At 66.2% G+C, this 14,994-nt stretch carries 18 protein-coding genes and 1 pseudogene; all 19 read left to right on the top strand.

All coding sequences use genetic code 11. The features are described 5' to 3' along the window. Window positions 1-75: 75 nt before the first annotated feature. A complete protein-coding gene (locus tag M1L36_RS20315) occupies window positions 76-1,596 on the top strand; it encodes a phage portal protein (RefSeq protein ID WP_250875564.1) in 1,521 nt (506 codons plus the stop codon). Beyond that, on the top strand, window positions 1,596-2,363 hold the full coding sequence (locus M1L36_RS20320) for a phage minor head protein (RefSeq protein ID WP_250875565.1): 768 nt from the start codon (window positions 1,596-1,598) through the stop codon (window positions 2,361-2,363). The genes M1L36_RS20315 and M1L36_RS20320 overlap by 1 nt, the downstream gene beginning before the upstream one ends. 12 nt (window positions 2,364-2,375) lie before the next feature. Then, on the top strand, window positions 2,376-3,722 hold the full coding sequence (locus M1L36_RS20325; RefSeq protein ID WP_305794573.1) for an XkdF-like putative serine protease domain-containing protein: 1,347 nt from the start codon (window positions 2,376-2,378) through the stop codon (window positions 3,720-3,722). Beyond that, window positions 3,677-4,651, top strand: a pseudogene (locus M1L36_RS20330) (phage major capsid protein); the annotation flags it as partial. The gene M1L36_RS20325 and the pseudogene M1L36_RS20330, both read left to right, overlap by 46 nt. 10 nt (window positions 4,652-4,661) lie before the next feature. Then, entirely contained in the window at window positions 4,662-4,982 is a 321-nt protein-coding gene (locus M1L36_RS20335) for a hypothetical protein (protein WP_250875566.1), read from the top strand. Window positions 4,983-4,985: 3 nt separating this feature from the next. After that, window positions 4,986-5,315, top strand: coding sequence for a hypothetical protein (locus M1L36_RS20340; protein WP_250875567.1), 330 nt, complete (start codon window positions 4,986-4,988; stop codon window positions 5,313-5,315). Continuing rightward, window positions 5,315-5,764 carry a hypothetical protein gene (locus tag M1L36_RS20345; RefSeq protein ID WP_250875568.1) on the top strand — a complete coding sequence of 150 codons (450 nt, stop codon included), beginning with the start codon at window positions 5,315-5,317 and terminating at the stop codon, window positions 5,762-5,764. The genes M1L36_RS20340 and M1L36_RS20345 overlap by 1 nt, the downstream gene beginning before the upstream one ends. After that, window positions 5,748-6,374 carry a hypothetical protein gene (locus tag M1L36_RS20350; RefSeq protein WP_250875569.1) on the top strand — a complete coding sequence of 209 codons (627 nt, stop codon included), beginning with the start codon at window positions 5,748-5,750 and terminating at the stop codon, window positions 6,372-6,374. The genes M1L36_RS20345 and M1L36_RS20350 overlap by 17 nt, the downstream gene beginning before the upstream one ends. Continuing rightward, window positions 6,374-6,865, top strand: a complete 492-nt coding sequence (locus M1L36_RS20355) for a hypothetical protein (RefSeq protein ID WP_250875570.1) — start codon at window positions 6,374-6,376, stop codon at window positions 6,863-6,865. The genes M1L36_RS20350 and M1L36_RS20355 overlap by 1 nt, the downstream gene beginning before the upstream one ends. Next, window positions 6,862-7,341 carry a hypothetical protein gene (locus M1L36_RS20360; protein WP_250875571.1) on the top strand — a complete coding sequence of 160 codons (480 nt, stop codon included), beginning with the start codon at window positions 6,862-6,864 and terminating at the stop codon, window positions 7,339-7,341. Before M1L36_RS20355 ends, M1L36_RS20360 begins: the two co-directional genes overlap by 4 nt. A gap of 39 nt (window positions 7,342-7,380) precedes the next feature. Beyond that, window positions 7,381-7,914, top strand: a complete 534-nt coding sequence (locus M1L36_RS20365; RefSeq protein WP_250875572.1) for a hypothetical protein — start codon at window positions 7,381-7,383, stop codon at window positions 7,912-7,914. A gap of 3 nt (window positions 7,915-7,917) precedes the next feature. Further along, window positions 7,918-8,481: a hypothetical protein gene (locus M1L36_RS20370; RefSeq protein ID WP_250875573.1), complete on the top strand. Its 564-nt coding sequence runs from the start codon at window positions 7,918-7,920 to the stop codon at window positions 8,479-8,481. Between the two features lie 22 nt (window positions 8,482-8,503). Continuing rightward, window positions 8,504-8,632 (top strand): hypothetical protein, encoded by a 129-nt coding sequence (locus tag M1L36_RS21505; RefSeq protein ID WP_305794574.1) that lies wholly within the window; start codon window positions 8,504-8,506, stop codon window positions 8,630-8,632. Window positions 8,633-8,635: 3 nt separating this feature from the next. Continuing rightward, entirely contained in the window at window positions 8,636-11,413 is a 2,778-nt protein-coding gene (locus M1L36_RS20375) for a phage tail protein (protein ID WP_250875574.1), read from the top strand. Window positions 11,414-11,421: 8 nt separating this feature from the next. Then, the gene (locus M1L36_RS20380; protein ID WP_250875575.1) at window positions 11,422-11,979 is read left to right on the top strand and encodes a hypothetical protein; all 558 of its coding nucleotides are present in this window, start codon (window positions 11,422-11,424) and stop codon (window positions 11,977-11,979) included. Between the two features lie 40 nt (window positions 11,980-12,019). Next, a complete protein-coding gene (locus M1L36_RS20385; RefSeq protein ID WP_250875576.1) occupies window positions 12,020-12,751 on the top strand; it encodes a hypothetical protein in 732 nt (243 codons plus the stop codon). A 2-nt stretch (window positions 12,752-12,753) separates the two neighbouring features. Beyond that, entirely contained in the window at window positions 12,754-13,563 is an 810-nt protein-coding gene (locus M1L36_RS20390; protein WP_250875577.1) for a hypothetical protein, read from the top strand. Continuing rightward, on the top strand, window positions 13,563-14,633 hold the full coding sequence (locus M1L36_RS20395) for a hypothetical protein (protein ID WP_250875578.1): 1,071 nt from the start codon (window positions 13,563-13,565) through the stop codon (window positions 14,631-14,633). Before M1L36_RS20390 ends, M1L36_RS20395 begins: the two co-directional genes overlap by 1 nt. A 53-nt stretch (window positions 14,634-14,686) precedes the next feature. Next, a partial coding sequence (locus M1L36_RS20400; protein WP_250875579.1) for a hypothetical protein occupies window positions 14,687-14,994 on the top strand: 308 nt, incomplete at its 3' end.

The raw sequence follows: 14,994 nt of genomic DNA on the forward strand, positions 1-14,994 counted from the left end.
TGGCGACCCGCTTGACAACCCCTTCGCTGCTGCCCGTGGTCACCACCGCGACTGCGCTCCTGAGGCGATTTCCAAATGACTGAGGATACCGACGCTGTTCGCACCTTCGGCGGTGGCGACGGCCGAGACGCGTGGGCGAAACTTCGCGACCCGGAGTACAGCGACGACCGAACTGAGAAAGCCACCACCAGCCAGCAACACGACACGGACGACCCACACACGCAGGTCGAGTGGTACACCCCACCGTACCCGCCGACGAATCTGGCACTGCTGCTCGAACGCTCGGAGACGCACAAGGCGTGTGTCCACGCCAAGGCCCAGGGTGTCTCGGGGTACGGCTTCAGTATCGTCCCGCACGAGCAGACCGACGCCGACTCGCCCCCTGGCGAGGAGACTATCCGGGAGTTCTGGCACGGCGCGGATTCGACGTTCCAGCTCGGCCCGGACGAGCAACCCGCCAGTCCGGCGGCTGTCCTCGAACAGTCCGAAGTCGACTACCAGTCCATCGGCTACTCGGCCATCGAGATCCTCCTCAACGACACGACCGCGACGCCGACGGGGCTTGCACACGTCCCGGCTCATACCATCCGCAAGCGCAGGGGCGACCCAGGCTACGTGCAGGTCGACCCGGACACCGATATCATCGAGGGCTATTACGCCCCGGCGGGCGCACGCTTCGGCGACAAGCAGGTGTTCATAGACGCCGACGACGGGTCGGTCGGCTCTTCTGTGGCCGACGTCGACACGCCGGCCAACGAGCTGCTGGTCGAGCGCAATTACTCAGCGCTTGCGCCCCACTACGGCATTCCGGACATCGTCCCGGCGATGCAGACGCTACTGGGCGACATCGCCGCCCGCCAGTACAACGTCCGGTTCTTCGAAAACGACGCCATCCCACGGTTTGCCGTCATCGTCGAGGGGGGTGAACTCACCGAGGATGCCTGGACGGAACTCGAAGCGAAGTTCGACGACCTCCGAGCCGACGAGAACAGTCATCGAGGCGTCATCCTCGAAGCGGTCTCGGGTGCGGCGGCGAGTTTCGAAGACGCCCACAACGTCAGCCTCCGTATCGAACCACTCACTGTGGGGGTCGAAGAGGACGCCTCGTTCATCGAGTACCGCAAGGAGAACGAGCACGACATCCTCAAGGCGCACGCCGTCCCGCCGGTTATCGCCAACCGCACGGAGTCGGTCAACTATGCGAACGCCGAGGCCCAGCGCCAGGAGTTCGCCCAGTCGACGGTTCGCCCCCGCCAGCAACAGAAGGCTGCCCGCCTGTTCGAGACACTCCACCGGACGATGCTCGGTGTGGATGGGTGGACCATCGACTTCCACCTCCACGGCGGCGAGAACGAAGAACGACAGGCGAAGGTGGACAAGCTCCGCATCGAAGGCACGGCGGGCGTGATGACCGTCGACGAGGCGCGCCAGGAGATCGGGAAGGAACCACTGGGCGCACCGCTGGGCAACATGTTGGTGTCTGAACTCACGGCCAGCAACGCGCTGGGCGGCGAGACCGACGACGACAGTGTGGACGAGGCTGACACAGAGGCGGCCGCGCCAGACTACGCCATCCCGACCAGCGCCGACGACTGATGTGTGACGTTTGCGCGGCCAACCGACATCTCCTCACGAAGGCCTCACCACCAGAGGAGCGAGCCGAGGAGCGGTTCATCGAGGCGTTCATCGACGTCCTCCAAGAGTGGCATGACGATATTCTCGCTGCGCTCGGTACTGAGCAACTTCCGCTGGCACGCGACCGGGCGCTCCGGCGGGCGCTGGGACGCATCTTCGAGACCCATCGCGAGAGTTTCCGAGCCTCCTACGAGGCGTTCTATGAAGACGCCGCCGCAGCCGGCCGCGCGACAGCCATCCAGCGCCACGACCTGGACGTTTCCGACGAACTGAGGGACGCACTCGTCCGACGACTCCAGCGCCAGGCCCGTGATGCGGCGGACGCCGTCGGCGAGCGGATGACCGACGACGTCACCGAGGCCATCCGTGACGCGTTCGACGACGGGCTGGGCGCGCCGGCCATCGAAGACGCACTCAAAAACGACGTCTTCCCGATGATGCGAGGCTACGAGGCCGAGCGGGCCGCCCGCACCGGTGGGACCACCGCATCAAATCGGGGCGCACTCTCCTCAATCTCCGATGCGGGCGCGCCGGGCAAGACGTGGCTCGCGACTGACGGGCCACGCACTCGCGAGTCGCACGAAGATGCCGACAACCAGACCGTCCCTATCGGCGGGACGTTCACCACGGGCGCGGGTAACAGCGCGCGCTACCCCGGCGACCCGTCGCTCCCACTGAGCGACCGGATGCAATGTCGCTGCGGCCTGGCCCCCGCGTGGACCCTCTAACCCAGTGATTTCATGACCGACACACCGACCCAGCTTCGAGACGCATCGCCCGAAGGGGAGTTCTCCAAGGACGTCCCGTTCGAGAAACTCGACGACGAGGAGCGCATCGCCCGCGGGGCGGTGATGGTCCCCAACGAACTCGACCACCAGGGCGATTTCGTCCGCCCCGAGACCATCGCCAGCCTGCGCGAGAACTTCTCCGAGCGGGTGGAGTCGGGCGACGCACTGCCGGGAGTGATGCACGCGGTGTTCCCCGACGAGGGCATCGAACTCGCCGACGAGTACCAGGTCGACGAGGCAGTCACGCTCGGCGACGAGGAGTATCCCGAGGGGACGTGGATCGCCGCCTGGAAGTTCACCGACGACGACCTCTGGGCACTCGTCCGGGACGGCGTGCTCGGTGGCAACTCCATCGGCGGGACTGCCAAGGGCGTCATCCACGAACCGGGCACGCTCCCCGACGATGTCGCCATCCCCGACGCCGTCCAGTCGGCGCTCGACGAGGCGGGGCTGTCTCGTGAAGACATCGTCGCCCGGGAGATCACCGCCGGGCGCATCCTCGAAGTGTCGAACGTCGACTACCCGGCGGTCCCCCGGGCGACGCACGAGGAACACTCCGCGAGCATCAGCCTCAGCAAGGCCCAGCCGGCGCTGACGGACAACATCGTCGCCGCCCGCCTGGCGCTGGAAGCCCGGGGGCACTCCGAGGAGGACGCCCGGCGGCTGGCGGAGTATCTCCAGACACACAAGGCGGCGAAACGCAGCCTCGTCCAGCGGGCGAAAGACTGGGCGGGGCTGGGTGGCGGTGATGACGGCACGGGCCAGAGCACCACCAAAGACGGCCGAACGCTCTCGCAGGCGAACGTGACGAGTGCGAAGGCCGTCCACGACGCGACGCTCGACATGCTCGACCGGTCGGACGTCGACCACGGTCGGACGCGATTCTCTGACGACCCCAACGACGCGTTCGACATCGCGGCGTACGGCACGGACTCTGACGAGCGGGCGGAACCCCGCACGGGCGGCTCCTCCAGTTCGGAGGCATCCATGAACGACGAACTCGAAACCAGATTCAACGATCTCGACGAGCGCATCGAGCGCATCGAAGCCGCCGTCACCGGCGATGGTGATGGCGAGGCAGAACAGACCGAGAAGACGACCGACGGCGGCGACGAACCGTCTGACGTCGAGAAAGCCATCGAGCGACTGGCGAGCAACCAGCAGCAGATGGCCGAGAACATCGAACAGATGGCGAGCGCCCAGGGCGTGAGCCAGCAGGCCGACCAGGGCACGACCAACGGCGAGCAGACCGGCAAGACGTGGGACAAGAGTCCCTTCGCCCCGCGAGGTGGGAACTGATGTCGGCGCAGGACACCCGCGGCCAGAACGCCGGTGCGATGCAGAAGGTGACCAGCAGCGACTTCTCGGCAGGCGCGACGCTCGCCCCCGAGCAGTTCACCGACTTCTTCGAAGACGTCCAGGAACAGAGCGACGTCCTCTCGCAGGCGCGTGCGGTGCCGGTCAACGCCCCCAGTGGCGACATCCCGCGCATCTCCGTTGGGACGGAACTGCTCCAGGCCGTCAGTGAGAACTCCTCGGTCAGCGAGCAGTCGTTCAACCAGCCCGACGTCTCGTACTCGACCACGAAGGTCTCCCTGCCGTGGGCGATGACGTGGGAGTCGAACAACGAGATCATCGACTCGCCGGAGACGACCATCCGGAGCCTGTTCGTCCAGCAGTTCGGGGCCGACCTCGAACGGCTGGCGAGTTACGGAGACACGTCCGGGTCGGGCTTTGCGGCCATCGAAGACGGGTGGCTCACCATCGCCGCCAACCGCGGGTCGCCCACCTACGACCACGCCAGCGCCTCCATCAACAAGGACGTCTTCAACGAGATGAAGAAGGCGCTCCCCGAGGAGTACAGTCGCGCGTGGAGCGACCAGCTGGTCTACCTCGGCAGCGACGACCAGAAGGACGCCTACAAGAACTACCTCACCGACCGCTCGACGGGCGCGGGCGACGCGATGCTCATGTCTGGCGAGGAACCCACACCGTTCGGCAAGCGGTTCCTCACGCCACTGGGGTGGCCCGACGACCAGCTCATGCTCACCACCATGAGCAACCTCCTGTACATCGTGCAGGACGACCTCCGTGTCAAACAGACCGAGGACGCCGAGCGCAACGTGATGGACGACGTCGACACGCTCTACAACATGCTCGCGAAGGTCGACTTCCAGATCATGGACGAGCAGGGTGTCGTCGTCGCGAACAACGTCGCGGCCCCGTAGGTGGTCTGAGATGGGCATCAGTTACACCACCGACGACGCCGGCTACGACGGTGGCATCCGTCGTGAGGTCCACATGACCGGCACGTTCGACTCGTCGTACACCAGCGGTGGAGAGGGTCTCACCGCGGCCGACGCCGGCCTCGACCACCTCGATGCAGTCATTGTCGCCGACGGGGCGACCGAGTCGGGGTACGTCCCCAGTTACGACGCCACCAACGGCACCGTCAAGCTGTTCGAGGAGAACGCCACCGCCGGCCCGCTCGCGGAAGTCGCGGGTAGCACGGACGTCTCCACCGAGACCGTGACACTCGTCGTTCGGGGGCGGTCGTAACTCATGGCAGACACCGTCCGTCTTCGCAACGAGTACGGCACCCGGCTGACGGGCGGCCCGGCGGACATCCGTGCCGAGGCTGGCGAGGAAGTCGACGTCCCGGCCGCCGACGCGGCCTACTACGTCGACAACTACGACTTCGTCCGAGTCGGCGAGTCGTCGGACGACACGCCACCCAGCGAGGACCTTACCGTCGCTATCGATGGCGAGGAGCACGCCTTCGCTGACCTGAGCTACCGACAGCTCCAGGCACTCGCCGGCGAGTACGACGACGTCGCCGGTAACGGGTCGGCCGAGGAGCTTCGGACTGCTCTTCGCGAGAAGGTGGCGTGATGGCCGACCTCGCCGACCAGCCTGTCCCGAGTGACACGCGGTGTCCCGAGTGTGGTGGCGAACCCGCCCACGACACCGTCAAACACCGGTTACAGGCACTCGGATACCTCCACGACGACCTGCGGCTCACGTGTTCGGACTGCGGTGAGCGCTGGACGTGTGGGGTCCCCATCGGCGAGTTCGACAAACCCGAACTGGCTGCTGACTTCGAGTGCCCGTGCGGGGAAACCCGCCTCGTCCACTGGATCGACGCCACAGGCCGGAACGCCCGCGGCGACATCGCCCTGGGCGTGAAGTGCCCCAACGAGGACTGCCGCCACTTCGAGTGGATTGGCCGCGAAACGGACGCGAACAACGTTGCGATGACTGGTTATGAACACCTCGGCGGGCAGACTGCCGGGGCGGACGCCTACGGCTATCCGGAGGTGGATGATGCCACAGACCAGTAGCGGCGAGACAGTCTACGCTGCACCCGACGCAGCCGACACGTACGTCCAAAGCGATGCCAATACGTTCTCGCTGTCCACTCAGGGCAGTCCCTCGGAGTGGACTCAGTTTCTCGAAAAGCGACAGGTACAGGCGAAAGCCCGCATCGACGAGTTCTGTGGCCGCGACTTCGAGGACCACGCCAGTGACACGGTGACGCTCGACGGTGGTGCCCGGGGCAAACGCATCCTGTATCTCCCCTCGCCCGTCCGGTCAGTCAGTGAGGTTCGCATCGACGGCGAAGCGCTCGCCGCGAGTACCTACCGCGCGAAGCCGTCGGGGCAACTTATCCGACTCGGCACGGACGGCAGCGAGGCGCGCTGGCCGGCAGGGTACGGCAACATCGCCATCGACCTCGACTGGGGCTATCAGACGCCCCCCGCGGACATCGCCGAGGCCGAACAGAAACTCGTCGCCCACACGGTGGCGAATCTCGCCCAGTTGCGCGAGGGACAAGTCGTCCAGCAAGACGACGTCGACCTGAAAGTCAATCTCCCGAGTGCGATGACGGCCGAGGTGCGCGGGATACTCCGCGCCCACCGCGACAGTGGGCGAACGATGGGACTCCTCTAATGCCCGGCATCAGTGTCGACTTCGACTGGGACGACGACGAGCTACAGCGGAAGCTGGACACACTCATCGCCGAGTGGCCCCGCCACCGAGCAGCGGTCCGGCGGGCCATCATGGAGGACGTCGCCGGCGGGTTGCGCCGGGAGATCCCCACCTCCTCGGGCGCGGCGAAACAGACCATCCGGCTGCGCGACATCGACAGTCAGCGCCCGGCGAAGGTGGTCGCCGGCGGGAAGCGGGGGGTGGACTACATCCGCCCGCTACTGGAGGGGAGTCGCCCGCATCCCCCCGGCTCGTGGACCCCCGAGGAGAACCCTCGCCTCGCCCGGTGGGCGGCGCGCAACGGGATGGACTTCGACCGGGTCTACTGGCACATCGCCGAGCACGGCACCGAAGCCCACGACTTCGTCTCCGGGCCGGTCGCTGAGACTCAGGCCCGGGCGGCGGACATCGGCGCGACGGTCCTCCGCCAGCGCGGGGTGTTCGACCGGTGACGTTCGACTGGACACAGTGGTACGACGACGGCATCGACGCCCTCGTCGCGCGCATCGAGACGGCCGCCATCGACTGGGCGACCGACGCGAACGGCGACCCGTGGGTCATCTTCGGGCAGCGCCGCCCCCCGGGCATCGGCACGCCCCGCGCGGAGGTCGTTCGCTATAGCCCGCAACTCGACGAGGCGAACACGAATCGCGGGTACGAGCTGTATCGCATCCAGGTCGAAATCCTCGTCGTCCGCGAGGGCGACCCGCAGGCCGCGCAGGCGAACCGCCGACAGGCGATTCGCGACATGGCGGCCGTTCAGACCGTACTGTACGGCGATGACCGGACGCTGGGCGGGACCTGCGAGAAACTGACGTTCCAGAGCACGGACGCCGTGAGTCTGGAGAACAGCGAGGGCGAGGCCGTGTCGGTGGGCCTCATCCAGCTCGAAATCATGCGCCAGGCGCGTCTTCGCGACGCCGTCTGACGCACCGCGACACCGACACATTCCTGAGGTAATCCAACAATGAGCGCAGGCACCCACGACGCAATCGCCGGTGACATCATCGAGATCGAACACACCGACGACACCAGTGCATCGACCATCTCGTGGACACTCGTCGGCCGCACGGCCGACACCATCGAGATGTCTCCGAACGCAGAGACCGCCGACCGCAACCTACACGGGCAGTTCCAACTCGACAAGGTCGTCACCTCCGAGGCGTGGGAAGTCACGTTCTCGCGTGACGTCACCGTCCCGACGGCCTCGATGGAGGCGCTGGGCCTCTACGACTCCTCGAACGGCGAGGTACGCGGCCACTACGACTCGCGGACTGGGGCGGCGACGAACGAGGCGCTGCAGATCTCGGTCTACGAGAACGAACAGCAGCGCTCCAGCGGGAGCGCGAAAGCGCAGTACGGCATCGACGAGTACATCATCGTCGTCGACTCCAGCGAACTCGCGACGGATGACTTCTCGACGACCGAGATGGTCGTCCACGCCCTGACGCGGCCCAAGCGCCTGGACGCCGACGGCACGCTCGACGGGACGGGGGCCTAATCCATGACCGCCGAGGTAGCCAGCGACGACACGGCGTTCACGGAGTTGCCCCACGACGAACAGCGGGCGGCACTGGACAAAGCGTTCGAAGCCCAGCAGGGGTCGGCGTGGGCTGACCTCGGCGACGACGAACAGGCCGAGACGCTCGCCGCTATCGAGCAGGCCAGCGAGGAGACGTGGATGGCCGACGTCTGGCAGGGGAGCGAGGACATCCGGACCATCCCGTTCGAGATTCGCCAACTGTCGGCCGGCGACCTCGATGGGCTGGACGAGAAACTCGACCTGTTCCGACAGGCCGAGGCGGCCGAGGACGAAGCCGAACTCCGCGAGGTACTCGGTGCGGACCCCCACGAGACGTTCGAGGACCTCGCCGAGTGGATCAACGAGTTCCTCGCCGACGCGACGACGGGCAAGGTCTTCGACGCCCGGTTCTGGCGTGACGGCGAGACGGTCGTCGGGTCCAAGACGGTGCAAGTCCCACCCGGCACGGACATCCAACTGCTCGTCGAGATCTGGGCGTACTACTCCGAAGAGCAGGAACGCGCCCAGAAGTTTCGCCACCAGTAGGTCCGGGCATCTGTTCGCACTGATGTGTCGGGCGTACGGCTGTCTCCCCCACGAACTCCCCGAACAGGGCACCACCGAGCGGGTCTTCCTCGAAACCGAGTTCCGCGAGACGCTGCGTGATGACGACCGGTCGATCCTCCCACTTTCATAATCCATGGCACAAGGCGAAATCTTAGCGGAACTGACGCTGCGTGGTGACAAGCAGGTCACCACCGCGCTCGACGAGGTCGGTGATGAGATGGACAACGCGAGCGCTGATGCCGTGTTGTTCGCGGGGTCGCTGGGGCAACTGGCTGACGAACTGAGCGACGTCGTCGCGCCGGCCACGGCGACCAGTAATCGTCTGGACGAGGTCGGCGACGAGGCCGCGCAGGCCGGGCGGAAGTCAGCGATGGCCGCCGGCGGGGTTGCCACGCTGCGCGCCTCGCTGTTCCCCGTCGGTGTCGGGGCGAGTGTCGCCACGAACCGTCTCGTGTTGCTCGCGGGCGCACTGACAGCCGTCGGTATCGCCGCCGCCCCTGTTGCGGCGGGCTTGCTGGGCGTCGCCGGTGGGTTCGCCGCCGTCGCGGGGGTGATGGCCGGCGGTCTCCTCGCGGGTGCGGCCCACAACATGGACGAGCTGAAGTCCGCGCTCAAGGGCGCGAAAAAGGAGGTTGCTGCGGCCACCAAGCCCATCGGCGACCTGTTCGGCCCCGTCTTGCTGAAGGGGGTCAACGCCATCGGCGAGTTGGTCCGGCGGATTGTCGATGCGGTCGGGAACCTCAAGCCGTTCCGTGACGCGCTGCTCGAACTCGGGAGCGTGGCGATGACGGCCATCCCCCAGGCCGCCGGCGCGTTCGCCGACCTCGCTCGGGAGATGCTCCCCCTGTTCGTCAAGGGGATGAAGCTCATCATGAACGGCCTCGCGCCGGCGTTCAACTACCTCGCCGCCGCGGCGGGCCGCCTCCAGCAGGGGTACCGCGACGTCATCGGACCTGCCCGACAGTTCCTGACGGCGAATCGCGACACGTTCGGTGCGCTGGGGAGCCTTATCGACCAGTTCCAGCGCTTTGCGAAACTGGTCGTCGTCGCCGGCCTCCGACTGGGGACCGTCCTCGGGCCGGCGTTCGCGCCCGTCATCGACGGTGCGGCCCGGGCGTTCAAGCAGTTCAACAACTTCGCCGCCGCACTGCTGGGCGTCGGCGACGCCTCGAATCGGGCAGCGGCCATCTTCCGTCAGAAGCTCGGGCAGTTGGCCGGCATCGCTCGGAAGGCGATGGCCGGGGTCCGGAAGGCCATCACCATCGGGGCGTCCACGGCCGAGGCCGCTATCGCTGGTGACTGGGGTGCGGTCACCTACCAGTTCAAGCACATCAGTAGCGAGGCCGTCCGGCTGGCGAAACAGGAGTTCGGGAAGCTGAAAGCACAACTCCCGAAGCCGGTTCGGCAGGCCGGGAACAAAGCTGTCACGGCACTCCAGAACGCCCTCGGCCCGCTGAAACAGACGGCCACGACGCAACTCAAGAAGGTCGAAGGCGTCTGGAACCGCCACGGCGGGAAGGTCAAAGACGCGGTCCGTGACGCGTTCACCTTCGTCAAGACCCACCCCGATAAAGTCCTCACTACGCTGGCCTCGACGGTCGTCCCTGGGCCGCTGGGGCTGGTCGTCACGGCGTTCAAAAACAACCTCAACAACATCAAGAAAGAGGTTCGGCTGGCGTTCAACGCCGTCAAGAAGACCGTTCGGACGGTGATGGGCGTGGTCAAGCGTCAAATCATCACCCCGATGCAGACGGCCGGGACGCGGTCGAACAAGATTCTCGGCCAGCTCAAGACGGAGTTCAAACAGACGTTCGGCCTCATCAACGACATCGCGACGCGCGTGCTGGGGTTGCTCAACAAGCACTTCGGGGAAACGTTCCGGAACATCCTCGCCACGTTCCGTCAGCACATCTCGGGAGGTGACGGCCTGGTTGCGAACGCCCGGACGGCGTTCAACACGCTCTGGACGACCATCATCAAACCCATCCTCGACACGATTCAGGCGGGCTGGCAACTCTTCGGCGACGACCTGATTCGCATCCTCGATGGGGTGTTGGGGACCATTTCGACCATCGTTTCCATCGCCTTCGACGGGTTGCTGACGACCATCAACGTCATCCTCGACCTCATCAGCGGGGACTGGGAAGGGGCGTGGAACTCCATCGCCGGCTTCCTCGAACGGACCTGGAACAAGATCGTCTCGTGGGTCAAGGGCAGCGGGAAGAAGCTGTTTACCGGCGCGCTCGACGTCGTCATCAAGGCCATCAAAGGTGTCTTCGACGCCCTCTGGAAGTGGCTCATCGGGTCCAGTTTCATCCCCGACCTGTTCAACGCCGTCGCAGACTGGATTACCGGGACGGGTGTCGGCCTGTTCGAAGACGCGTTCAACGCCGTCAAAGAGGGCGTGTTGGGCGTCTTCGACAAGCTGAAAGACGGGGTCGAAGACACCATCAGCGGGCTGGTGTCGGGAGTGAAAGACACCATCAACGACGCCGTCTCGTGGATACAGGACACGTTCAACGCCGCCATCCCCGATAAGCTGAACTTCAACGTCGGGTTCGACATCCCGAAGGTCAAAATCGGCGGCGGGAGCGTTGGTGGCGTCAACATCCCGAGTGCGACCATCGGTGGCGGGCGGTATGCAATCAACGAGAGTCTCGACCTCCCGCAACTCGCGGAGGGGGGCATCGCCACCCGCCCGACGCTTGCGGAGATTGGCGAGGGGTCCGAACCGGAGGCTGTCCTGCCGCTATCGAAACTCGACCGGATGCTCGATAGCGACGGCAGCGGCGACACGACCCATGTCACCATCGAGAAAGGCGCGATTGTCGTCGAGGAGGCTGACGACGGCCGCCGCGTCGCCGCGGAGACGAAGCGCGAACTCGACCGCCTGCTCGGCAACGCCCACTAATCTGATTCATGTCCCAGTTCGACGACGTCCAACTCGACGACGCCCTTATCGGGGCCGACGGTCCCGAGGTGCCCGTTCGCGCGCCGTATCGCGCGCCGTGGCGACTCGGCGACATCCGTATCGACGGTATCGCGGGGTCGCTCCCGGCGTTCAAACCCGCGGCGAGTGCGACCCTCTCGTGTGTGTTCGCGCCCGCGGACGGCGCGACCGACCACATCGAGCGCTATCAGGCGGCCAAACGCTACGCCGAGTTCAGCGGCGACGTCACCGTCTACGGCCCGAAACAAGGCCGGGCGTACTATCGCGAGCAACATCCCGGCATCGACGGCCAGCAACTCGCGCTGCTCGAACCCATCACGCCCGAGTCCCGGGGCCACTCTTCGGCGGCGCGCCCGAGCGCGACCGAGGCGCTGTGGGTCGTCGTCACCGGCATCGAAGACACGACCACGCTCCCCGAGGCGGTCTGCACGCTCGATATCGACGTGCAACTCATCGCGCGCTGGGCGACCGCGCCCTCGCGCTATGAGGTTCGGTTCGACCACGAGCGCAGCGGCTTCGGCCTCTGAGCGCCCGCCCCGTCCCCTCACAATCCCCTTCCAGACAGCCATGTATGCAGCACAAACCTTCGACGGCCTGCCCGCACTGTTCGCTAACCAACTGCTGGCGGCGTACGACCAGACCGGCGTCATCACCGACTGTTATGCCTCGCTGACGACCAACAGCTCCCAGATCGACACCGACGTCGCGGCGGGTGACGTCCAGATTGCGGGGACGCCGACGACCGTCAGCGCCCAGACGGTGACGCTCGCCGACAACCCTGCGGACTGGCCGCGGCGGGACGTCATCTGGATTGATGACACGGCGACGGCGCAGTATCGCCAGGGCGACCCCGAGCCGTACGAACCGTTGCGCGACACCGACCAGGACGGCCAGAACGAAGAGCAGGCGCGCGCGACCTATCGACCAGCGCCCGACGACATGAGCGACGTGTTGCGCGCCGAGCCGCCGACGGGCGTGGTCATCGCGACGGTCACCATCCCGCCCCAGACCGGGGCGGCCGATGCGCTCGGGGTTGGCGACCTGACCGACCGGCGTATCGAGGTGCCCTCGACTGCGGGCGCGGGGTCCCACGACAGCCTGACGGACGTCTCCTCGGCAGACCACCACACGCGCCCCAGTGCGGGGGCGAATCTGCAGGAGAACAGCAACGCGTTCGACGTCGTGGACGCCGCTTCGGGCGGCACCATCGATGCCGACTCGGTGGACGGGTACGACCTCTACGTCCAGAACACCGTCCCGTCGACGAGCGACCCCTACATCCGCCTGGAGGACGAGTAACGGTGCCCATCTTCGACGGCAGCGAGACGCCCAAGCGACCGCTCTACGACAAACAGGACGGCAACGGCGAGCAGGCGGCGACGGCCATGTACGTGAACGACCAGGACGGACAAGGCGAACGCCTCGTCTGGACGGCCTCGGACGGCGCGCTCATCGCGTCGTTCGAAAACGCCGAGTTCGACGACGCCTGGCACGGCCGCAAGGACACCGTCGACGGCGACCTCGTCACCACCACGGCGCGGGCGGTCGACGGGACGACCTCACTCCGGCATCCTGCCGACGGGTCATATGACGCCACCCAGTCCAGTCCGGGCGACGGCCTCGCCCAGTACATCGGCGTGCCCTCTAAACAGCGCTTCTACGTCTACTTTGACGACTGGTCGGCCGTCGATTGCTACTGGTTCTTTTGCAGACGGAACTCGGGCAATGACGCGCTGTCGTTGCGGTTCTGGGGGACGAACAACTCGATGTTCTTCAACGAGTACGTCGACGGCGACCTCCAGACCATTGCCCGCTCGAACAGCCCCAGCCCGCCGGACGACCAGTGGCTGGAAATCACCATCACGGTCAACGACGATACCGGGACGTACGCCGGGTTGCAGGACTTCGAGCCGATGATAGAGGTGTATCAGGTCGACTCGTCGTTCAACAGGACGACCGAGGTGACGACGTTCTACGGCGACGACGGCGCGGGCGACCCCATCGCTATCAGCCAGAGCAACGCGCTGAATCCCGGCGAGGGTGGCTATCGCTGGTCGTTCCAGGGCAACGCCATCGTCGACGTCGACTATCACCACACGGTCGATAACTGATGCCCGAGGCTATCTGGGCGCGGCTCACCGCCGCCGACGACTCGGTGACCGTCGACGTGACGGACGTCCTCGGTGGGAAACTCGAACTCCGCCACTCGGCGATCTCCACCGCGGACATCGAGTTCCCCCCACGGACGGACACGCCGGGATTGATTCTCGGCGAGGCCGAACTGTTCTACGGCAACGACCGGTTGTTCGGGGGCGAAATCGGCCCAGTGCCCGGTCCCACCAGTGGGGACACCCACTCGGTGCAGATTCGCGGCCCGGCCGCCCACATCGACGGTGGCGACCTCTCGCTGTCACTCGTCAACCGGGCGGCGTGGCGTGAGATTCAACGTGTCTGGGACGAGCACACACCGTTCTCGGCGACCGTCTACGCACCCGAGCGGGTGACGTATCTCGGCACCGGCACGGACGACGACGGCAACCCCGTCCCGTTCGAAACCTCGGGAACCGTCCTCAACGTCCTCCAGAACTTGCACCAGCGGGCGGGGATGCGATTCACGGTGCGCCACGACGACTCCACGCCCGAGACGCCGGTCGTCGAGAGCTACGTCCCGAGCGAGCAGGTCCGGTCGGCGAACTGGACGTACCAGGACCACGATTCGAAACTCCAGCCCAACGACTACGCCAACCGAATCACCGTCTACGGGCGGCAACCCGACGACCCCGCCCAGCCCCGCCCGCAGTGGACGACCGTCGACTGGGACGAGGTCGACCGCTATGGCTACTACCCCAGACCCGACGGCCTGCCCATCTGGGACTCCGAGCTGACGACCTCACTCGACTGCCAGGAACGCGCCGAGTCGGAGTTGGCCGACCGCGTGAACGACATCACGCTGTCGGGCAGTGTCGAAATCACGCCCCAGCTCGTCCACCCGGGCTATCATCGCCCGGTCCCGGCGTTCGACGGCCTGCTGGACGGCGATACCCTGCCGCTGGACCGCGTGTCAATGTCGTTCCTCGGCGACGAGCCGACGGCGACGCTGGAGTTCGCGACGGCCGACCGGCTGGCGGACAAACTGGTCAGCGTCGCCCGACAGGCCTCCCAAGCGAACCGACTGCTCTGAGGCATCGCACCCGACCACGCCGGCGCGTGCCGGCCCCACATTCCTGATGATTCATGCCAACGATTAGAGTCCGATACACCGGCGACGAAGAAGAGCGCTTCACCAACTCCGCGGGCCAGACCCTGGCGGACGTCTCCCCCGACGACCGCCTCTGTGCGGTCAGTGAGGAACTCGGCGACTTCCTCGTCGCCAACTACGAGTTCGAATACTACACCGGGATGGAGCAGGTCGCCGGCGAGTTCTTCACGAACGTCGATGGGCTGGACATCGCCCCCGATTCGGTGACCACCCAGGTGACAGACACAGAGCGACTGTCGGTCGGACCGGGGCACGAACACGTTAAACCGTCCGAAGGCACTGA

It is taken from the genome of Halomarina rubra, assembly GCF_023699475.1.
Classification (GTDB): Archaea; Halobacteriota; Halobacteria; order Halobacteriales; family Haloarculaceae; genus Halomarina; species Halomarina rubra.